A 20,591-nucleotide genomic window follows, 5' to 3' on the forward strand; every position below is an offset into this window, starting at 1 on the left:
CGATGCGCAAGCTGCTGGCCGCCGCGCTGGTCGCCGGGTCGCTGTCGGCGTGCGGCACCGGCTCCGCCGCGGGCGACGCCGTGCCGGTCGTGATCGGCTACCAGTCCAAGACCATCAACACGGTGACCGCCGGAACCCTGTTGCGGGAGCGGGGTTTCTTCGAGCGGCGGCTGGAAGACCTGGGCCGGCGCACCGGCGAGCGGTACGAGGTGTCCTGGCAGGACTACGACACCGGCGCGCCGATCACCGCGCAGATGATCGCGGGCAAGGTCGACATCGGCTCCATGGGCGACTTCCCGTTGCTGATCAACGGTTCCCGCACGCAGAAGCAGGGCGACGAGGGCACCCGGATGGTGTCGGTCACCGGCTACAACCCGCGTGGCGCGCTGAACATGGTGGTGGTGCGGCCGGATTCGACCGCGCGGACGCTCGCCGACCTGAAAGGGCAGCGGGTGTCCGCGAGCGTCGGGTCCGCCGGCCACGGGACGCTGGTCCGCGCGTTGAACGGCATCGAGGTGACGGTGGAGAACCAGCAGCCGTCGGTGGGCGTCTCGGCGTTGCAGGGCGGTGGGGTGGCGGCGCTGTCGCAGTTCGTCGCCTGGCCGGGTCAGCTCGTGTTCGACAAGCAGGCCAAGCTGCTCTACGACGGCGCGGTGCTGGACTTCCCGACCCTGCACGGGGTCGTGGTGCGCAAGCCGTTCGCCACCGCGCGGCCCGACGTGCTGGCCGAGTTCCTGCGCGCCCAGCTCGACGCCACCCGGTACCTGCACGAGAACCCGTTGGCGGCGGCCGAAACCGTGGCGAAGGCGACCGGCCTGCCGCCCGAGGTGGTCTACCTCTACAACGGGCCCAACGGCATCGCCACCTTCGACCTTTCGCTGAAGTCCGTGCTGCGCAAGGCGTTGAAGGACGACGTGCCGTTCCTCAAGTCGATCGGCAACATCGAGGAACTCGACGTCGACCGGTTCGTCGACGACGGGCCGCTGCGCGACTCGGGGTTCCGGGGCACCGAGGACCTGGTCAACCCGGCCCGGATCACCGGCACCGACAGCGCGTGCGGCGTCGAGGTGACCGACCCGGCCACGGCCGGCGAGGTGTGGTTCGCCGACGAGGCCGCACCGCGGCCCGCCGCCACCCCGGACTGCCTGCTCAAGCAGGTCAAGCAGGCCGGGAAGGCGGTGCGGGCGGCCTACGTGCCCGACGCCGCGACCGGCACCCGGTGGTTCGCCGAGCACGCCCACTGGGTGCGGGAGGGCGGGCGGCTCCTGCCGTTCACCACCGAGGCCGCCGCGGCGGCCCGGGGCGCGGTGCTGACCTACGAGCAGGCCCTGGCGGGCGCGTGATGCGCGGCCGGTGGGTGCTCAGGGTGGTGTCGTTGGCGAGCGGTCTGCTGCTGTGGCAGGTGTTGACGGCCACCGGCGCGCGGATCTGGCTGCGCTTCGACCAGCTGCCGACCGTGGTCGAGGTGGCCGGCCGGTTCGCCGAGCAGGTGCGGGTGCCGGAGTACTACCAGGACCTGGCGAGCAGCCTGGCCCGGATCGGCACCGGGTTCCTGCTGGCGGCCGTGGTCGGCACCGCGCTGGGTGTCGTGGTGGCCCGGTCCCGGCTGCTCGGCGACCTGGTCGGGCCGCTGCTGGAGGTGGTGCGGCCGATCCCGGCGATCGCGCTGGTGCCGATCGCGATCCTGCTGTTCCCGACCGACGAGCAGGGGATCGTGTTCATCACGTTCGTGGCCGCGTTCTTCCCGATCCTGGTCAGCACCCGGCACGCGGTGCGGGCGCTGCCGACCATCTGGGAGGACGCCGTGCGCACCATGGGCGGCAGCCGGTGGCAGGTGCTGGCGAAGGTGGTGCTGCCGGGCACGCTGCCCGGCGTGTTCGGCGGCCTGTCGGTGGGCATGGGCGTGTCGTGGATCTGCGTGATCTCCGCCGAGATGATCTCCGGCCGGTTCGGCGTCGGCTACCGCACCTGGCAGGCGTACACGGTGGTGGACTACCCCGGCGTGATCGTCGGCATGGTGACCATCGGCCTGCTCGGCTGGCTCACCTCCGGCGCGGTCGAGCTGCTCGGCCGCCGGGCGACCCGGTGGCTGCCCCGGGAGGCGCGGGCATGAGCGTGCGGATCGAGGGGCTGACCGCCGGGTACGGGCGGTCGGCGGTGCTGCGCGGGCTGGACCTGGACATCGCGGACGGCGAGATCGTCGTGGTGGCCGGGCCGTCCGGGTGCGGCAAGTCGACGCTGCTGCGCGCGGTGGCCGGGCTGCTGCCGATCACCTCCGGCCGGGTGCTGGTGGACGGCGTGGCGGTGCGCGGCACGTCGCGGGAGCGGGCGCTGGTGTTCCAGGACGACGGCCTGCTGCCGTGGCGCACGGCGCTGCGCAACGTGGAACTCCCCCTTGCGCTGCAAGGGGTGCCGCGAGCGCAACGGCGGCAGCGGGCGCACGGCTGGCTGGACCGGGTCGGGCTGGCCGAGTTCGGGCGCTACCTGCCGCGCGAGCTGTCCGGCGGGATGCGGCAGCGGGTGCAGTTGGCGCGAACCCTGGCGCAGGCGCCGGGACTGGTCTTGATGGACGAGCCGTTCGGCGCGCTGGACGCGCAGACCCGGGCGGCGATGCAGGAACTGGTGGTCGAGGTGCTGCGGGAAACCGGGACGACGACGATCTTCGTGACCCACGACGTGGACGAGGCGGTGCGGTTGGGCGACCGGGTGGTGGTGCTCGGCGCGGGCGAGGTGGCCGTGCGGCGCGAGGCGATCCTGGCGGTGCTGGGCTGATGACCGCACCCCTGGACGACCCGTTGCCGGTCCCCCCGGTCTCCCGCCGGGTCGAGCTGACCTGCGACGTGCTGGTCATCGGCGGCGGCACGGCCGGGTCGATGGCCGCGATCACCGCCGCCGAGCACGGCCGGTCCGTGCTGCTGCTGGAGAAGGCGCACGTGCGGCACTCCGGGGCGCTGGCCATGGGCATGGACGGCGTCAACAACGCCGTCATCCCGGGCAAGGCGTCGCCCCGGGACTACGTCGCCGAGATCACCCGCGCCAACGACGGGATCGTCGACCAGCGCACCGTCATGCAGACCGCCACCCGCGGTTTCGCGATGGTGCAACGACTTGAGCGCTACGGCGTGAAGTTCGAGAAGGACGCGGCGGGGGAGTACCACGTCCGCCAGGTGCACCGGTCCGGCTCGTACGTGCTGCCCATGCCGGAGGGCAAGGACGTCAAGAAGGTGCTGTACCGGGTGATGCGCGAACGCTCGATGCGTGAGCGCATCCGGATCGAGAACCGGGTGATGCCGGTGCGCGTGCTCACCTCCGGCGGCCGGGCGGTCGGCGCGGCCGGGTTCAACACCCGCACCGGCGAGTTCGTCACGGTCGCGGCGGGCGCGGTGGTGCTGGCGACCGGCGCGTGCGGGCGGCTCGGCCTGCCCGCCAGCGGCTACCTCTACGGCACCTACGAGAACCCGACCAACGCGGGCGACGGCTACTCGATGGCCTACCACGCCGGGGCGGAGCTGTCGGGCATCGAGTGCTTCCAGGTCAACCCGCTCATCAAGGACTACAACGGGCCCGCGTGCGCGTACGTGGGCAACCCGTTCGGCGCGTACCAGGTGAACGCGCTCGGCGAGCGGTTCGTGGACTGCGACTACTGGTCCGGGCAGATGATGGCCGAGGTGGCGGCGGAGATCGCCTCCGACCGGGGCCCGGTGTACCTGCGCACCACGCACCTGCCCGAGGAGTCCGTGGTGGCGTTGGAGAACATCCTGCACACCACCGAACGCCCGACGCGCGGCACGTTCCACAGTGGACGCGGGCACGACTACCGCACGCACGACGTGGAGATGCACATCTCCGAGATCGGCTTGTGCGGCGGGCATTCCGCGTCCGGCGTGTGGGTGGACGAGCACGGCCGCACCACCGTGCCCGGCCTCTACGCGGCGGGCGACCTGGCGTGCGTGCCGCACAACTACATGCTCGGCGCGTTCGTGTTCGGCGATCTCGCGGGCGCGGACGCGGCGCAGTCCCTCGTGCCGCCCGGAGACCTGCCCGAGGACCAGATCGCCGACGCGCACGAGCTGGTCTACCGGCCGTTGCGCAACCCGGACGGGCCGCCCCAGCCCCAGGTCGAGTACAAGCTGCGCCGGTTCGTCAACGACTACGTGGCACCGCCGAAGTCCGGCACCAAGCTGGAACTCGCGCTGGAGTCGTTCGTGCGCATGACCTCCGAGATCGAGGCGATGGGCGCGCGCACGCCGCACGAGCTGATGCGGTGCGCCGAGGTGACGTTCATCCGGGACTGCGCCGAACTCGCCGCGCACGCCTCGCTGACCCGCACCGAGAGCCGCTGGGGCCTCTACCACGACCGGGTCGACCTGCCGCGGCGCGACGACCAGGACTGGTTCTACCACCTCAACCTGCGCAAGAACGCCGCCGGCGCGACGGAGTTCGTCAAACGGCCGGTGGCGCCCTACCTGGTGCCGGTGGAGGGGTTCACGCCGCCGGCGGGCGAGGTGAGCGTCCTGGCGGGCCGCCCGGTGGCCGTGCCGGCGGTCGCGGAGGCGGCCCCGGACCACGTCCGGGGCGTCGAGTCGGCGCGGCTGCTGGAACTGCTGGCGCTCACCGACGAGCAGCCGGACCTCGCCACGGTCGGGCCGTACCTGGCCGACCCGGACGCGGCCGTGCGCCGGGCCGCCGTCGCGCTGCTCACCGAGGCCGTGCCCGCCGGGTTCGAGTTCGCCCTGGTGCGCGCGATGGCCGACCAGGACGCGGAGGTCCGCGAGGCGGCCGGTGCGGGCCTGCGCGAGCTGGTGGAGGTCGTGCCGCCCAGTCCCGAGCTGGGCGAGGCCCTGCGGCTGTCCCCGTCCCGCGCGGTCGCCCTGGAGGTGCTGTGGGCGCTGAAGCTCGGCACCGTCGACACCTACGCCCGGGCGCTGGACGACCCTTCGGCCGCCGTCCGTTCGAGTGGTGTCCGAGGGCTGGTCGCGTTGCGCGCGGCGGACGAGCTGGCCCGCGCGGCGGACGACCCCGAGCGGGAGCTGCGGGTCCTGGTGGCCAAGGGGCTGGGCACCCTGCGCGCCCGGCCGGACGTGCTGCTGACCCTCGCGCACGACCCCGACCTGCTGGTCCGCGCCGCGGCACTGGAATCGGGCGCGGGGTTCGCGGTGCTGCGACCGGTCGCCGCGCGGGCGCTGGACGACCCGGCGTGGCAGGTCCGGGTGGGCGCGGTGTGGGCGGTGGAGGAGCCCGCAGCGGTGGTGGCGCGCCTCGCGGACGACAACCTCGACGTTAGGAAGGCCGCGGTGCGGGTACTCGCCCGGTGGGCCGACCGGCTCGAAGTTTCGGCTGCGCTGGAACGGGCACTGGGTGACTCGGACGCGGACGTGCGCGCCTACGCGCGCCAAGCCCTCCGTTCGGTCGGAGGGCGCTAGCCGCGCGCCCCGCTCAGGCGGAGCGGGTGATCTCGGGCTCGTCCACGCGCGGCGCGGGCAGCCGGCGGGCGTGGATGTCGATGCCCGCCACGCGGACCTGGTTGCGGCCGTTCTCCTTGGCCGTGTAGAGCGCGCCGTCGGCGCTGTGCTGGGCGGCCAGCAGGTTCTCGCCGTTGTCCGGGACCACGGCCACGCCGATGGACGCCGAGATCGCCCGCACCTCCGGGCCGTCCTCGGTCAGCGGCAGGTTGCGCCCGCGCAGCGTCACGGTGTTGCGGTGCTTGTCGGTGGTCACCACGGACATCTCGCCGATCGCCTCGCGCACCCGCTCGGCGATCGCGGTGCCCTGCGCGAGGCCCGTGTCGGCCAGCACGACCACGAACTCCTCGCCGCCGTCCCGACCGGCCACGTCGCCCGGCCGGAGCTTCTCCCGCAGGATGCGGCCCACCTCGGCGAGCACCGCGTTGCCCGCCGGGTGGCCCCACGTGTCGTTGATCCGCTTGAAGTGGTCCAGGTCGATCGCCAGCACGGTCACCGGCTGGCCGGCGTGCTTGCAGCGCTCGGTCAGCCGGCCCGCGTGCTCGCTCAGCCCGTTGGTGTTGAACAGGCCGGTGCGGTAGTCGGTGTGCGCGTCCTTGGTGAGCTGGAGGTGCGCCTTGTGCTGCTCGGCCACCAGCCGCTCCAGGTGGGCCTGCCGCTCCGACGCCCGGTGCAGCAGGGCGTTGACCAGGATCACCGGCAGGACCAGCAGCAGCGGCGCGACCCAGTGCGTGGCGACCAGCAGGCCGAGCATCGCGCCGACGCCCAGCGTGGTCATCTCCAGCATGTTGTCGTTGCGGGTGCCCAGCGAGTCCACGAACCGGGTCTGTGGGTTGACGATCTTGAGCGCGACCGTCATCAGCAGCACCTGCACGAACCAGTACAGCGTGGCCACCAGGACCAGCACGCCCAGCAGGGCCAGGTCCGTCAAGACCCGGCCGGTGGCGTCGAGCGAGAATCCCGACAGGTGGACGGCCGCGTTCGCCAGCAGCGTGCTCGCCACGATGTGCGCGGAGGTGAACACGAACCGGTACGGCTGACGCCGGGCGATCGGCCACAGCACGATCCGCAGCCACACGGCGACCAGCACGGCCATGCCCGGCGGCAGCACGATCGCCGCCGCGAAAGTCCAGACCGACGTGAGGTCGAAGTACGGACCTGCGGATTCGTCACGTCGGGATTCCTCGGCGCGCCGCACGGTGGTCAAGTGGACCGTGATGGCCAACACCAGGGCGGCGAAGCGGAGCCAATCCGTGGTCGGTGCGGAACCGAGGGTAGTCAGCAGCCAAATGGCGGCAATTCCGACCGCCAGTTCGACGGAAAGGATGTAGACGATCGCGGTGCGGCGCAGCGCCCAAAGGTCCCAGTTCCGACTCAGACGCCACTTGGCTGTCGCGGACGGCCCGTGGTCAGGCAAACTGTTCTTCACCACGTCCCCCTACACTCATGCCGCCGCCGCGCGGCCACTCGCCGGCGCAGCGACGGCCTTACGGCCCCCCTCGGTACCCAAGTCGCGAGTAGAGGAGCGTCTGCCATGCGTAACCGCGAGTGGTGACCCCATCGCTCTCCTTGAGCCCGGTCCGGAATCTTCACCGTACGTGCGTGCGTTCTCGCTGAGTGCGCACGAACGCCTCGTCATGACAATCGCCATTCATGATGAGTACGTTTCATGTGGTCACCGTGTTCGGGTCGGTCCTGGCCCTTGCCCGGTTCCAGGCTACGGTCGCCTGCCCCGCGAGGAGCAGCCCGATGGCGCCCGCGCCCGCCAGGGTCGCGGTCACCGAGCCGATCGCGTGCGCGACGACGCCCGCCAGGGCCATGCCACCACCCTGGCTGGACCGCAGCGCCGTGCGCGCGATGCCATAGGCACGTCCGCGGTACTCGTCCGGCAGGATCCGCATCCACGCCGAGCGCGCGGGCGTGTGGTAGGCCCCGGCCATGCCGGCGATCACCAGCAGGGCGATCGTCCAGGTCAGGTTGGGGTTGAGCGCGAACATGACCAGGGGCGCCAGCGACAGGATCGCCAGCGGCCCGATCAGCCGCTCGCGCCGCGCCGGGTCCCGCACCAGCCGGAACAGCACCGCCACCCCCAACACGTTCGCCGCCGGCTCGATGGCCAGGATGAGCCCCACGGCCCACACCGCGTCCAGGTCGGCCGCCAACGGCACGGCCAGACCCTCGGGCACCATCGCGATGCCGGCCAACAAGCGCATACCCATTAGAGAGCGCAGACGCGGCTCAGTGACGAGTAGCGCGAAAGCTCCTTTGCGGTCTTCGGATTCCCGATGTGCCGAGCCGAGCGGGTCGGCCGCCGGGCGGAACGTCACCGAGGTCTGGACCAGGATCGCGACCAGCACGAACGTCGCCGCGTCGATCGCCAGGGCCACCTGCGGGCTGGTCGCCGTGACCAGGAAGCCCGCCGCGGCGAGGCCGGCCATCTGGGCCACGTCCACCGAGGTCCCGAACAGGGCCACGCCGTCGTCGTAGCGCTTCTCCGGCAGCACGGACGGCAGGCTCGCCTCCTGCGCCGCCAGGAAGGGGGAGGCGACCATCAGCACGGCGACCAGGAGGACTATCATGATCCACAACGGGACGCCGGGCACCGCCATCAGGCCGACCAGGGCGGCCTGGACCCAGGCGCAGCAGACCATCACCGTGCGTCGGGGGAACCGGTCCGCGAGCCAGCCCAGCAGCGGGCCGGACACCAGCGACGGGAGCAGCGTCAGCGACCAGGTCAGGGCCGTCCACGCGGCGGAGTTCGTGCGTTCGAACACCAGGAGTGACAGGGCCACCGCGGCGAGCTGGTCGCCGACCGTGGACGCGGTCGAGCCGATCCACAGGCCGCGGAACTCGCGGTTGCCCACGAGCGCGCGGATGGTCCCCCCGGAAGTCACCGCTCCTCCAGGTTCGTCGGCCCCGATGAGTGAGTCACGTTACCCCCACCCGAAGTAACAATTATCTCGGTTAGCACGGTAGAAGCTGCTGGTTGTTCAATCTCTGTCCTACCACAGTGTGTACCCGAACGGACCAGATCAGTTACATAAAGTAGTTACAATGGCGATAAGCCGGGTACCTATTCTTGACAGTTGACGGTACGTGACCCGCCGTGAGCAAAGCTCGCCTACCCAGGGTCAAGGCGACCTCCATTGGTCGTCGGACCGCTGGTCCGAGCGGTCCAGCGCGTTCGTGCGGGCAGGCCGGCGGGTGGTCGGGACACCGTTCGGCAATTGTTGCCGCGCCCTGCTTGTCGATCATCAGAACTGGTAGTACAGGAACGGGCTGAACGTGCCGCTGGCGACCAGGATCGCCGCGTAGGCAACGCCCACCGTCATCAGGGACACCCTAGCGGCTACCGCGACCTTGTCCCGAGAGGACTCCAGGTAGGGCCCCGTCACGGGGTGCGCGGGCATTACGACAATCGCCAGCGCGACCACCAGCAGCAGAATCCGCTGATTGGTCGCGGCGGCCGCCACCGCCTCGCCGAGGCCGCCGAAATCGGGCACCAGGAGGTGGCCGATGATTGTGAACGCGTCACCGAGATCGGCCGATCGGAAGAACACCCAGCCGATTACCACGAGCACCGTGGTGAGTACCCGGCGGGCAATTCGGGCACGCGTGGTGACCGGGCCGGAATCCCAACCGAAACGCCGTTCCAGGACCAGCAGCGCGCCGTGGAACAAACCCCAGACGAGGAACGTCCAGTTGGCGCCGTGCCAGAAACCGGTGAGCACGAAAACGATCCCGAGGTTCCGGTAGGTGCGCAGCACGCCGGTCCGGTTCCCGCCCAGCGGGATGTAGACGTAGTCCCGGAACCAGCGGGACAGCGACATGTGCCAGCGCCGCCAGAACTCGGTGATGGTCACCGAGGAGTACGGCCGGGCGAAGTTCTCCGGCAGCCGGAAGCCGAGCATCCGGCCCAGTCCGATCGCCATGTCCGAGTAGCCGGAGAAGTCGAAGTACAGTTGCAGGGTGTAACCGATGGCGCCCAACCAGGCGATCGCCGAGGTCATCTGGTCGTTCGGGGTCGCGAAGCAGGCGTCCACCAACGGGGCCAGCGAGTCGGCGATGACGACCTTCTTGCACAGCCCCAGGGCGAACCTCGGGAACCCCGCCGCGATGTCGTCCCAACGGTGCAGCCGCTCCTGCGGCAACTGGTCCGCGATCTCCCGGAAGCGGACGATGGGTCCGGCCACCAGCTGGGGGAACATCGCGATGTAGGTGACGAACGCGACGGGCTCCCGCAGCGCCGGCCGCTCGCCCCGGTAGACGTCCACCACGTAGGAGATGTGGTGGAACGTGTAGAACGAGATGCCGATCGGCAGCGCCAGGTGCACCACCGGCAGGTCCGCGCCGACGATCGACGCGATCGCGTGCAGCTGCTCGGTGGCGAACCCCAGGTACTTCCAGACCAGCAGCACGCCCAGGTTCAGGCAGATCGCGCCGACCAGCACCAGCTTCCGGTCGCCGGGCGTGCCCGGCTCCAGCCTGCGGCCCGCCAGGTAGTTCGCCACCATCGCGCCGAGCAGCAGCAACGTCGTGCCGCCCGCGCCGGTGAAGTAGAAGAACAGGCTCGCGACCGCCACGACCCCGTTGCGCCGACTTCTGGGCGCGACGAGGACGGCCGCGAGCACGACCGGGAGGAAGAACCACAGGAACAGGGGCGTGGCGAAGGACATCGCCGCGAACCTTATCCGGCGGTCGTCGTCAAGGTTGCCGATCGGGTGACAAACGGCCGGCCGTCACACCCGGTCAAAGCTCCAGCCTGCGTCGACGGGCCACCTCGGCGAGCACCACGCCGGCCGCCACCGACGCGTTGAGCGATTCCACGCCCGCCGCCATCGGGATCGACACGGTCTGGTCGCAGGTCTCCCGGACCAGCCGGGACAGCCCGCGCCCCTCCGAGCCCACGACCACCACCAGCGGCCCGGTGGCCAGGTCGAGGCCGTCCACGTCCACGTCGCCGTCCGCGTCCAGGCCCACGATCATCAGGCCCGCCTCGGCCCACTCGCGCAGCTGGCGGGTCAGGTTCGTGGCGATCGCGATCGGCATCCGCGCCGCGGTGCCCGCGCTGGTCCGCCACGCGACGGCGGTGATGCTCGCCGAACGCCGCTGCGGCAGCACCACGCCCTGCGCCCCGAACGCCGCCGCCGAGCGCACCACGGCGCCCAGGTTGCGCGGGTCGGTCACGCCGTCCAGCGCCACCAGCAGCGGCGGGTGGCCGGACTCCCGGGCGATCTTGAGCAGCTCGCGCGGCTCGGCGTACTCGTAGGGCGGCACCTGGAGCCCGAGGCCCTGGTGCATCGCGCCGCCGGTGATCCGGTCCAGCTCGCCGCGCTGCACCTCCAGCACCGAGATGCCCCGGTCGGCGGCCAGCTTCACCGCCTCGGCGACCCGGTCGTCGGTGTCGATGCCCATCGCCACGTAGAGCGCCGTCGCCGGGATGTCCGCGCGCAGGCACTCGACCACCGGGTTGCGCCCGGCGACCGTCTCCGGCGTGTTCTCGGCGTTCTTCTGCCGGCGCGACCGGGCCTGCTCGGCCTTCGCACCCGCCTGGGCGCGCTTGTACGCGGGGTGGTTCGGCCGGTCCGTCGCCTTGGGGGTCGGGCCCTTGCCCTGCAAGCCCTTCGACTTCTGCCCGCCGGAACCGACGACCGCGCCCTTCTTGGACCCGGGGTTGCGCATAGCGCCCCGGCGCTTGGAGTTCCCTGCCACGAGCTAGTCGTCCTTCAAGGTCCACTGCGGACCGTCGGGGGTGTCCTCGACGGCGATCCCGGCCTGGAGCAGGTGGTCGCGCAGCGCGTCGGCTTTCGCGAAATCCCTGTCCTGGCGGGCTTTCACGCGCTCTTCGAGCACGTGTTCGACCAAGGTGGCCAGTGCCTGGCGGCCGCCCGCCTCCCCGGTCGTGGTGTCGGTCCACGCCAGCGGGTCGACGCCGAGCACGCCGGCCATGGCGCGCACCGACCCGGCCGCCGCGCGGGCGGTCAGGTCGTCGGCCGCCTCCAGCGCCGTGTTGCCCTCCCGGACCCGCTTGTGGATCGCGGCCAGCGCGCCCGGCGTGCCCATGTCGTCGTCCATCGACGCGGTGAACGCGTCGGAGAGCGCGCCGTCGTCCTCGACCGCCCCGGTCCGCTCCACCACGCGGCGCAGGAACGACTCGATCCGCCGGTAGGCGGACACCGCCTCGTCCAGCGCCTCGCGGGAGAACTCGATGGTCGACCGGTAGTGCGGGCCGACCAGGTAGTAGCGCAGCTCCGGCGCCCGGACCTGCTTGAGCAGCTCCGGGATGGCGACCGTGTTGCCCAGCGACTTGGACATCTTCTCGCCGCTGAGGGTCACCCAGGCGTTGTGCAGCCAGTACTGGGAGAACCCGTCGCCGGCCGCGCGGGACTGCGCCCGCTCGTTCTCGTGGTGCGGGAAGATCAGGTCGATGCCGCCGCCGTGGATGTCGAACGTGCCGCCCAGGTACGCGGTGGCCATCGCGGAGCACTCCAGGTGCCAGCCGGGCCGGCCGGGGCCCCACGGCGTCGGCCAGGACGGCTCACCGGGCTTGGCGGCCTTCCACAGCGTGAAGTCGCGCGGGTCGCGCTTGCCCTGGCCCGCCGACTCGCCCTGGTGCACCTCGTCGGGCTTCTGGCCGGACAGCGCGCCGTAGTCGGGGAACGACGTGACCGAGAAGTAGACGTCGCCCCGCGCCGCGTACGCGTGGCCGCGGTCGACCAGGCGCTGCATCAGCTCGACCATCTGGGTCATGTGGCCGGTGGCGCGCGGCGCGTAGGACGGCGGCAGGCAGCCCAGCGCCGTGTACGCGTCCTCGAACGCGCGCTCGTGCTGGTAAGCCCACTCCCACCACGGCCTGCCGTGGTCGGCGGCCTTGGCCAGGATCTTGTCGTCGATGTCGGTGACGTTGCGCACCAGTCGGACGTCCGCGTACGTGCGACCCAGCCAGCGGCGCAGCACGTCGAAGTTCAGGCCGCTGCGAACGTGGCCGATGTGGGGCACGCCCTGCACGGTCGCCCCGCACACGTAGATCGACGCCGTTCCGGAGACCTGCGGGAGGAATGCCCGCATGGACCGGCTCGCGGTGTCGTACAGGTGGAGGCTCACGTGGGAATGGTACGGGCGTTGGCCGCGCGGGGTTGAATCGCCCGCCTGATTGTGCTTATGCCGGTTCGCTATGCCACGTGCTCGCGGAGCACCCGGAGCAGCGCGTCGGGCCGTTCGCCGGTCTCCAGCGGGGGCACGATCGCCACCCGGCAGCCCACCGCCGCCGCGCCGCCGTCGGCCTCCTCGCTGTCGCCGACCATCAGCGCCTCGCTCGGGTGCACGCCCAGCCGGTCGCAGGCGATCCGGAAGATCTTCGGGTCCGGCTTGACGTGCCCGACCTCGAACGACAGCACGAACTCGTCCACCCGGTCCTGGACGCCGTGCCGGGCGAACACGGTCCGGATGTCCCACGCGATGTTGCTCACCACGGCGGTGGGCAGCTCGGTGCCCAGTGCGCTCGCGGTGTCCGGGTAGGGCTGCCAGAACGGCGGGGAGCACAGCCGGGCGTAGAAGTCGTGCGGGTCCTGCGCCCCGGCCGCCAGCAGGGCCTTGACGTGCAGGTCGCGGTGCAGGTCGCCGTCGAGGTCGCGGCGCTCCCACTCGTCGGGGTCGATGTCCAGGCCCTCGGCGACCCCGACCGGCGCGGTGAGCGCCCGCATCAGGTCCGCGTGCTCGGCCAGGGAGTCGTGCTCCAGCCGGAAGAGGGTGCCGGAGAAGTCGAAGAGGACGGCGCGGATCGTCACATTCGCACGCTACGTGGTCTGGACCTCTCGGGTGAAGATCTCCGGCCGGAGCAGGACGCACGCCACACCCGGCGCTACTTCGCGTTGCCGGCGACCTTGGTCGGGGTCAGCCGCAGGACGACGCGCTGCACGTCCGGCTCCTCGCCGGGGTACGGGGTGCCCAGGTACTTGCGCGCCAGGGCGTCCACCAGCGCCCGGCCCTCGTCCTCCACGATGGTCACGGTGCCGCGGATCTCCACGTACGTCTCGGGGTCGTCCTTCGACCACACCGACACGCTGGCCCTCGGGTCGCGGTCGAGGTTGCGCTCCTTGAGCCGGCCCCGGACGGTCGAGAACAGGATCTCGTCGCCGTCCCGGGTGATCCACATGACCGAGCTCTGCGGGCTGCCGTCCTTGTTCAGGGTGGAGATCGTGGCGTAGTTCCGGCCGTCCACCAGGTCGCGCGTCGCCGCGCTGAGGATGATCGCCATGCGACCCAGGCTAGTGCGGTGCCGGTCCCAGCGGGACGATCAGCGCGGTGGCGATCGCCGCGATCCCCTCACCTCGGCCGGTGAGCCCGAGGCCGTCCGTCGTCGTCCCACTGACTGAGACGGGGCCGCCGGCGGCCGCCGACAGGACGCGCTGCGCCTCGTCCCGGCGGGTGCCGATCTTGGGTGCGTTGCCGATCACCTGGACCGCCGCGTTGCCCACCTGGAAGCCCGCCCCGGCGAGCAGCCGGCGCACCTCGGCGAGGAACTCCACGCCGTGCTTCCCGGACCAGCGCGGGTCGCTGGTGCCGAACACCGCCCCGAGGTCGCCCAGCCCGGCGGCGGACAGCAGGGCGTCGCACAGCGCGTGCGCGGCGACGTCGCCGTCCGAGTGGCCCGCGCAGCCGGCCACGCCCGGCCAGTGCAGACCGGCGATCCAGCAGTCCCGACCTCGTTCCACCTGGTGGACGTCGGAACCGATGCCGACCCTCACTCCCGGCCTCCCACGAGCAGCGCCTCCGCGACCGCGAGGTCGAACGGAGTGGTGATCTTCATGGCGTCCGGGTGCCCCGGGACGGTCGAGACCGGCACGCCCAGCCGTTCCACCAGGCCCGCGTCGTCGGTCGCGTCGAGCCCCGATTCGTGCGCCCGCAACAGCACCCGGGCGTCGAAGCCCTGGGGGGTCTGCACGACGCGCAGCGCCGAGCGGTCGGGGGTGGCGACGACCACGCCGTCCGCGTCGACCTGCTTGACCGTGTCGGTCACCGGGAGCACCGGCACGACCGCGGGCCGGCCCGCCGCGACGGCGTCCACCACGGCCCGCACGACCTGCGGCGGGGTGAACGCGCGGGCGGCGTCGTGGACCAGCACGATCGTCGTGTCCGGGAACTCGCGCAGCGCGTGCGCCAAGGCCAGCCGGACCGAGTCGGAGCGCTCCGCACCACCGGCCAACACGTGTACCGCCCCGCCGGCGGGAGCCAACGGGGCGGTGACGGTGTGCACGGTGTCCACATCGGACGGAGGTGCGGCGATCACCACGTGCTGCACGGGGCCCGCCTCGAACAGACCTCGTACGGCACGCACCAGCAGTGGCACGCCACCGACCGGCACGAGCGCCTTGGGCAGCCCATAGCCCAGCCGCTCACCCCGGCCCGCCGCGGGCACGAGCGCGACCACACCCATGTTCGCGGTTCTCTTGTGTGCGGGTTTCGATGATCAGGACGCGGTGGCCAGGACCTCGTCGAGGAGCACCTCGGCCTTGTCCTCGTCGGTGCCCTCCGCGAGCGCCAACTCACTGACCAGTATCTGTCGAGCCTTCGCCAGCATCCGCTTCTCACCGGCGGACAATCCGCGATCCTTCTCGCGCCGCCACAGGTCGCGCACCACTTCGGCCACCTTGTTCACGTCACCGGACGCGAGCTTCTCCAGGTTGGCCTTGTACCGCCGGGACCAGTTGGTCGGCTCCTCGGTGTGAGGAGCACGCAAGACCTCGAAGACCTTGTCGAGACCCTCCTGGCCGACGACGTCACGCACACCGACGATCTCGGCGTTGTCGGCGGGGACGCGGACCGTGAGGTCGCCCTGGGCGACCTTCAGGACGAGGTACTTCTTCTCCTCGCCCTTGATCAACCGGGTCTCGATCGCTTCGATGAGAGCGGCACCGTGGTGCGGGTAGACGACGGTCTCTCCGACCTTGAAAACCATGTGTCCTCTGCCCCTTTCGCTAACCCCATCCTAACACGTCGAGCAATCCCCTCTTCGGCGTCCGGAGATCAGTTCGCGCAGGTCAGGGCCGCGAGGGGGGTTGACAAACCACCCGGTCGCGTGCAACGGCGCAGGTCGATCTTGCTCCACTGTGGACGGCCGCGGCGGCTGTGGGGCACCACATGAGGTGGGTGATCGGCGGCCCGGTTAGGCTCCTGGACTGGTGGTCGGCCCGCTACTACCGGGTACGGCCCCGCCTGGTCAGCACACCGGAAGGATCCGAGAAGCCGTGGGTCGCGCACCGCAGAAGTCCCCAGCGCCACGCCGCCTGGTCCTCGTGGCCGCCGTCGCGGCGGGCCTCGGCCTGGCCGCCGCGGGTTGCAGCGCAGGTCAGATCACCCAGACCGACCAGCAGGTCGCCGCGGTGAACGGCGCGCACGGCCAGGCCGGCGACATCGCCGTCCGGGACGCCCAGCTGCTGTTCCCGGTCGCCGAGGGGCACTACCGCGAGGGCGACAACGCCCCGGTGGTCGTGGTCATCGCCAACAACGGCCCGGCCATCGACAAGCTGGTCTCGGTGACCGCCGACATCGCCGAGGGCGGCGAGATCACCGGCGACTCCACCCTGGAGCCGGACACCGCCATCCAGAGCGGCGCCGACCAGGACGACCTGGACACCCGGCTGACCACCACCGCGCACGGCTCCGTCACCGGGTCGGCCCGCGCCACGACCACCACGCCGCCCGGCGGCATCACCGGCGGCTCCGACGCCCCCGAGACCACCGGCGTCACGGGCACCACGACCGGCACGACCACCGGCACCACCGGCTCGTCGGTGACCGGGACGTCCACGCCGTCCGCCGGCAGCTCGGTCCGCCCGACCTCCTCGCTCGCGCTCCCGGTCGTGCCCGGCAAGGCGAAGATCGTCCTCAAGGGCCTGACCAAGGAGCTGCGCCCCGGCCAGACGCTGCGGGTCACGTTCCTGTTCGAGAAGGCCGGCCAGGTCACCCTCGACGTGCCGATCGGCGCGTCGCCGGAGCCCCGCAAGGACGCGCCCGCCGAGCACTGAGCCCCGGCGAGACCTCCGCGGAACCCGTCGTGCGCCCGGTGCGCGCGGCGGGTTCCGGCGTTGTCGGGGGTCCTGGTTAGCCTGCGCACGTGGTGAAGAACGGGCGGGCGACGACGACCTACCGGTGTGCCGAGTGCGGGAACGAGGTCGCCAAGTGGGTCGGCCGGTGCCCCGAGTGCCAGGCCTGGGGGACGGTCGAGGAGCGCGGCGTCACCCGCAGCGCGGCCCGGGTGGTGGCGGGCGCGCCCAGTTCGCCCGCCCGGCCGATCGGCGAGGTCGACGTCGAGTCGGCGCGCGCCCGCAAGACCGGCGTGTCGGAGCTGGACCGGGTGCTCGGCGGCGGCCTGGTGCCCGGTGCGGTCGTCCTGCTCGCCGGCGAGCCCGGCGTGGGCAAGTCCACGCTGCTGCTGGAGGTCGCCTACCAGTGGGCGGTCAAGGGCGGCGTGCCCTCGCTCTACATCACCGGCGAGGAGTCGGCGGGCCAGGTGCGGCTGCGGGCCGAGCGGACCGGCAACATCCACGGGCAGATGTACCTGGCCGCGGAGAGCGACCTGTCGGCCGTGCTGGGGCAGGTCGAGGCGGTCCGGCCCGGCGTGCTGATCGTCGACTCGGTGCAGACGATGTCCTCGCCCGGCGTGGACGGCACGCCCGGCGGGGTGAGCCAGGTGCGCGCGGTCACCGCGAGCCTGGTGGCGCTGGCCAAGGAGCGCGGGCTGCCGATCGTGCTGGTCGGGCACGTCACCAAGGACGGCTCGGTGGCCGGGCCCCGGGTCCTGGAGCACCTGGTGGACGTGGTGCTCCAGTTCGAGGGCGACCGGCACTCCAGCCTGCGCCTGGTGCGCGGCATCAAGAACCGCTACGGGCCCGCCGACGAGGTGGGCTGCTTCGAGCTGCGCGACGACGGGATCGTGGGCGTGCCGGACCCGTCGGGGCTGTTCCTCAACCGGCGGGAGCAGGACGTCACCGGCACGGCGGTGACCGTGGTCGTGGAGGGCAAGCGGCCGATGCTGGGCGAGGTGCAGGCGCTGGTCACCGCGACGCACCTGCCGTCGCCGCGCCGGGCGGTCAGCGGGCTGGACTCGGCGCGGGTCGCGATGGCGCTGGCGGTGCTGGAGAAGCGCGGCCGGATGTCGTTGCACAACAAGGACGTCTTCACCGCCACGGTCGGCGGGATGCGGCTCGTGGAGCCCGCCGTGGACCTCGCGGTGGCGCTCGCGGTGGCGTCGGCGGCCACCGACCAGCCGCTGCCGCACGACCTGGTCGTGGTGGGCGAGGTCGGGCTGTCGGGGGAGCTGCGCCGGGTGAACGGGGTGGGCCGCCGGCTCACCGAGGCCGCCCGGCTGGGCTACACCAAGGCCCTGGTGCCGCCGGACGCCGGGCCGCTGCCGCCGGAGACCCGCGCGCTGGTCGCGCACGACCTCGTGGAAGCCCTGCAACTGCTCAAGCTGAAGAAGTAGCGCCGGGCCGCCCGCCTCCGGTGCCCCGCCCCGCGGTGCCCTTCCGGGAGGTCCGCAACGCGAAGGGCCCGGCGCGGGACGTCCGCGCCGGGCCCTCCGGTCAGCCGGCTACTTCGCCGCGAGCAGCTGCGCGCAGCGGATCAGGCCGAGGTGGCTGTACGCCTGCGGGTGGTTGCCCAGCGAGCGCTCCGCGATCGGGTCGTACTCCTCGGGCAGCAGACCGGTGGGGCCGGCCGCGTCGACCATCTGCGCGAACAGCTCCTCCGCCTCCGTGCGCCGCCCGGTGAGCAGGTACGCCTCGATCATCCACGCCGCGCACAGGTGGAACCCGCCCTCGTCGCCGGGCAGGCCGTCGTCCCGCCGGTAGCGGTACACCGTCGAGCCCGAGCGCAGCTCCGCCTCGATCGCCGTCACCGTCGCCTGGAACCGGTCGTCGGCCGGGTCGATCAGCCCCGACAGCCCCACGTGCAGCGACGCCGCGTCGAGGTCGTCACCGTCGTACGCGGTGGTGAACGACTGCGACTCCTCGCTCCACCCGTGCTTGAGCACGTCGTTGGAGATGGTGTCGCGCAGCACCGGCCACGACGGGTCGATGTCCCGGCCGTAGACCTCGGCCAGCCGCACCGCCCGGTCGAGGGTCACCCAGCACATGACCTTCGAGTACACGTGGTGACGGGGAGCGTGCCGCTCCTCCCAGATGCCGTGGTCGGGCTCGTGCCAGCGGCGGGCGACCGCCTCGGCCATCGCCTGCACCATCGCCCAGTCCGGGTCGGTCAACGCGCCCCGGGCCGCCGCCAGCTGCACGACCAGGTCCACGACCGGGCCGAACACGTCCAGCTGGACCTGCTGGTTGGCCAGGTTGCCCACCCGCACCGGCCGCGAGCCCGCGTAGCCCGGCAGGGTGTCGATGACCGCCTCGGCGCCGAGCATCGTGCCCTGGAGCGTGTACAGCGGGTGCAGGCGCTCCGGGCCGGGCAGCGTGGCCAGCACGCCGTGCACCCACCCCAGGTACGCCTCCGCCTCGCCCAGCGAGCCCACCGACACCAGCGCCTGCGCGGTCAGCGCCGCGTCGCGCAGCCAGCAGTACCGGTAGTCCCAGTTGCGGATGCCGCCCAGTTCCTCCGGCAGCGACGTGGTGGCCGCGGCCATGATCGCGCCGGTCTCGTGGTGCACCAGCCCCTTGAGGGTCAGCGCGGACCGCAGGACCAGTTCGGACTCGACGGTCGGCAGCTTGAGCGTGGCCGCCCAGTCCGACCAGTACGCGCCCGCGCGGGCCCGCCGCTCCGCCTCGCCCAGGGTGGCCTCGGACAGGTCGTCCGTGCCGCACCGCAGCTCCAGCAGGATCGGCGCGCTCTCCCGGGGCCGGACGACCGCCGTGGCGGTCTCCTGGAGGCCGTCGGAGGTGATCTCCCAGTCCACGCCCGGCGAGCGCAGCACCATCGGGTCGGACGTGCCGACGATCCGCAGGCCGTCGCGCTCGCGCAGCAGCCGCACCGGCACCTGGCCGAACTCCGGCCGCGGCGCGAAGGTGATCACCGCGTTGGTCGAGCCGGAGATCCGGCGCACCAGGTCGGTGCGGTGCGACGCCAGGTCGTGGTCCAGGTAGTCCGTGACCAGCAGCCGCGACCAGCGGGTCTCCACGATCATGGTGCCCGGCACGTACCGCTGGCCCAGGGGCAGCGAGCCGTGCTCCGGCTTGATCGAGAAGTGGCCCGCGGCCGGTCCGCCGAGCAGGTCGGCGAACACCGCCGCCGAGTCCGGCTCCGGGTGGCACAGCCAGTTCAGCCGCGCGTCGGGGGTGAGCAGCGCGACCGAGCGCTCGTTGGCGAGCATGGTCAGCCGCTCGATCGGCACGGCCTGGTCGCCGTGCAGCCACGCCCGCCGCTCCTCCAGCAGGAACGCGAGCACGGTGGCCACGTCGACGGTGTCGCCGATGTGGTACTCGGCCAGCGACTCGCCGTCGCCGACCTTGATGCCGACGTCCGGCCCGGTGAGCCGGGCGAACGCCTTCTCGTCGGTCACGTCGTCGCCGACGAAGACCGCGGCGGTGGCCGACACGCGGTGCCGCAGGACGTCCAGGGCGTGGCCCTTGTCGGTCTGCACCACGGCCAACTCGATCACGGCCTTGCCCTCGGTCACCTGCACGCCGGCCCAGTTCGACGGACCGCCGCGGACGGCGTCGAGAACCCGCTCCCCCACGGAGGGTTCCGCGCGCCGGACGTGCACCGCGATGCTCGCGGGTTTGACCTCCAGGCCGACGCCCTCGTGGCCGTCGACGACGAGTTCGAGTTCGGCTTCCAGCCGGCGGTGCAGGGCTCGCGCGTCGGCGTCGAGCGCGTGCACGAAGCCGACGTCGAACTCCGATCCGTGCGAGCCGACCAGGTGCACCTCGGACGGGAGCCGCGACAGTGTCGCCAGGTCGCGCAGCGCGCGCCCGGAGATCACCGCTGTCGTGGTCTCGTGCAGCCCGGCCAGCGAGCGCAGCGCGCCCACCGACTCGGGCAGCGGGCGGGCGTCCTCAGGGTTGGCCACGATCGGAGCCAGTGTCCCGTCGTAATCGCAGGCGACCAGCAGGCGCGGCGTGCGCGCCAGCTGAACGATCGCACGGCGAAGTTCGGCGGGGAGGGCCTCGGCGGTCAACGCCC

17 protein-coding genes are annotated in these 20,591 nt (G+C 72.2%); 6 read left to right on the top strand and 11 right to left on the bottom strand.

Annotation, left to right across the window (positions count from 1 at the left end):
* Nucleotides 1–2 precede the first annotated feature (2 nt).
* From AC0HI0_RS37015 to AC0HI0_RS37030, 4 genes are read left to right on the top strand one after another with little or no spacing between them, the layout of a single operon-like run.
* The gene (locus AC0HI0_RS37015; protein ID WP_480928118.1) at nt 3–1,343 is read left to right on the top strand and encodes an ABC transporter substrate-binding protein; all 1,341 of its coding nucleotides are present in this window, start codon (nt 3–5) and stop codon (nt 1,341–1,343) included.
* Nucleotides 1,343–2,113, top strand: a complete 771-nt coding sequence (locus AC0HI0_RS37020) for an ABC transporter permease (protein WP_480928119.1) — start codon at nt 1,343–1,345, stop codon at nt 2,111–2,113. The genes AC0HI0_RS37015 and AC0HI0_RS37020 overlap by 1 nt, the downstream gene beginning before the upstream one ends.
* Nucleotides 2,110–2,772 (top strand): ABC transporter ATP-binding protein, encoded by a 663-nt coding sequence (locus tag AC0HI0_RS37025; RefSeq protein ID WP_480928120.1) that lies wholly within the window; start codon nt 2,110–2,112, stop codon nt 2,770–2,772. Before AC0HI0_RS37020 ends, AC0HI0_RS37025 begins: the two co-directional genes overlap by 4 nt.
* Nucleotides 2,772–5,423, top strand: coding sequence for a fumarate reductase/succinate dehydrogenase flavoprotein subunit (locus AC0HI0_RS37030; protein ID WP_480928121.1), 2,652 nt, complete (start codon nt 2,772–2,774; stop codon nt 5,421–5,423). Before AC0HI0_RS37025 ends, AC0HI0_RS37030 begins: the two co-directional genes overlap by 1 nt.
* A 13-nt stretch (nt 5,424–5,436) precedes the next feature.
* On the opposite strand, the gene AC0HI0_RS37035 is transcribed toward AC0HI0_RS37030, so the two are convergent.
* From AC0HI0_RS37035 to AC0HI0_RS37080, 10 genes are all read right to left on the bottom strand, one after another.
* The gene (locus tag AC0HI0_RS37035) at nt 5,437–6,660 is read right to left on the bottom strand and encodes a GGDEF domain-containing protein (RefSeq protein WP_480934471.1); all 1,224 of its coding nucleotides are present in this window, start codon (nt 6,658–6,660) and stop codon (nt 5,437–5,439) included.
* A gap of 469 nt (nt 6,661–7,129) precedes the next feature.
* Nucleotides 7,130–8,356 carry an MFS transporter gene (locus tag AC0HI0_RS37040; RefSeq protein WP_480928122.1) on the bottom strand — a complete coding sequence of 409 codons (1,227 nt, stop codon included), beginning with the start codon at nt 8,354–8,356 and terminating at the stop codon, nt 7,130–7,132.
* A 360-nt stretch (nt 8,357–8,716) separates the two neighbouring features.
* On the bottom strand, nt 8,717–10,138 hold the full coding sequence (locus tag AC0HI0_RS37045) for an MBOAT family O-acyltransferase (RefSeq protein ID WP_480928123.1): 1,422 nt from the start codon (nt 10,136–10,138) through the stop codon (nt 8,717–8,719).
* 73 nt (nt 10,139–10,211) lie between these two features.
* On the bottom strand, nt 10,212–11,174 hold the full coding sequence (rlmB, locus tag AC0HI0_RS37050; RefSeq protein ID WP_480928124.1) for a 23S rRNA (guanosine(2251)-2'-O)-methyltransferase RlmB: 963 nt from the start codon (nt 11,172–11,174) through the stop codon (nt 10,212–10,214).
* Between the two features lie 3 nt (nt 11,175–11,177).
* Nucleotides 11,178–12,566, bottom strand: a complete 1,389-nt coding sequence (cysS, locus tag AC0HI0_RS37055; protein WP_480928125.1) for a cysteine--tRNA ligase — start codon at nt 12,564–12,566, stop codon at nt 11,178–11,180.
* Between the two features lie 68 nt (nt 12,567–12,634).
* Nucleotides 12,635–13,249, bottom strand: a complete 615-nt coding sequence (locus AC0HI0_RS37060) for an HAD family hydrolase (RefSeq protein ID WP_480928126.1) — start codon at nt 13,247–13,249, stop codon at nt 12,635–12,637.
* A gap of 74 nt (nt 13,250–13,323) precedes the next feature.
* Nucleotides 13,324–13,719, bottom strand: a complete 396-nt coding sequence (locus AC0HI0_RS37065) for a PPOX class F420-dependent oxidoreductase (protein ID WP_480928127.1) — start codon at nt 13,717–13,719, stop codon at nt 13,324–13,326.
* 10 nt (nt 13,720–13,729) lie between these two features.
* A complete protein-coding gene (gene ispF / locus AC0HI0_RS37070; protein ID WP_480928128.1) occupies nt 13,730–14,209 on the bottom strand; it encodes a 2-C-methyl-D-erythritol 2,4-cyclodiphosphate synthase in 480 nt (159 codons plus the stop codon).
* Nucleotides 14,206–14,898 (bottom strand): 2-C-methyl-D-erythritol 4-phosphate cytidylyltransferase, encoded by a 693-nt coding sequence (gene ispD / locus AC0HI0_RS37075; RefSeq protein WP_480928129.1) that lies wholly within the window; start codon nt 14,896–14,898, stop codon nt 14,206–14,208. The genes ispF and ispD overlap by 4 nt, the downstream gene beginning before the upstream one ends.
* A gap of 33 nt (nt 14,899–14,931) precedes the next feature.
* Nucleotides 14,932–15,420, bottom strand: a complete 489-nt coding sequence (locus AC0HI0_RS37080; RefSeq protein ID WP_015097852.1) for a CarD family transcriptional regulator — start codon at nt 15,418–15,420, stop codon at nt 14,932–14,934.
* Between the two features lie 337 nt (nt 15,421–15,757).
* On the opposite strand from AC0HI0_RS37080, the gene AC0HI0_RS37085 reads away from it, so the two are divergent.
* On the top strand, nt 15,758–16,489 hold the full coding sequence (locus AC0HI0_RS37085; RefSeq protein WP_480928130.1) for a copper chaperone PCu(A)C domain-containing protein: 732 nt from the start codon (nt 15,758–15,760) through the stop codon (nt 16,487–16,489).
* A gap of 89 nt (nt 16,490–16,578) precedes the next feature.
* On the top strand, nt 16,579–17,946 hold the full coding sequence (gene radA / locus AC0HI0_RS37090; protein ID WP_480928131.1) for a DNA repair protein RadA: 1,368 nt from the start codon (nt 16,579–16,581) through the stop codon (nt 17,944–17,946).
* 108 nt (nt 17,947–18,054) lie between these two features.
* On the opposite strand, the gene otsB is transcribed toward radA, so the two are convergent.
* Nucleotides 18,055–20,586, bottom strand: a complete 2,532-nt coding sequence (gene otsB, locus AC0HI0_RS37095) for a trehalose-phosphatase (protein ID WP_480928132.1) — start codon at nt 20,584–20,586, stop codon at nt 18,055–18,057.
* Nucleotides 20,587–20,591 lie beyond the last annotated feature (5 nt).

It is taken from the genome of Saccharothrix sp. NBAS 001 (genome assembly GCF_056640475.1).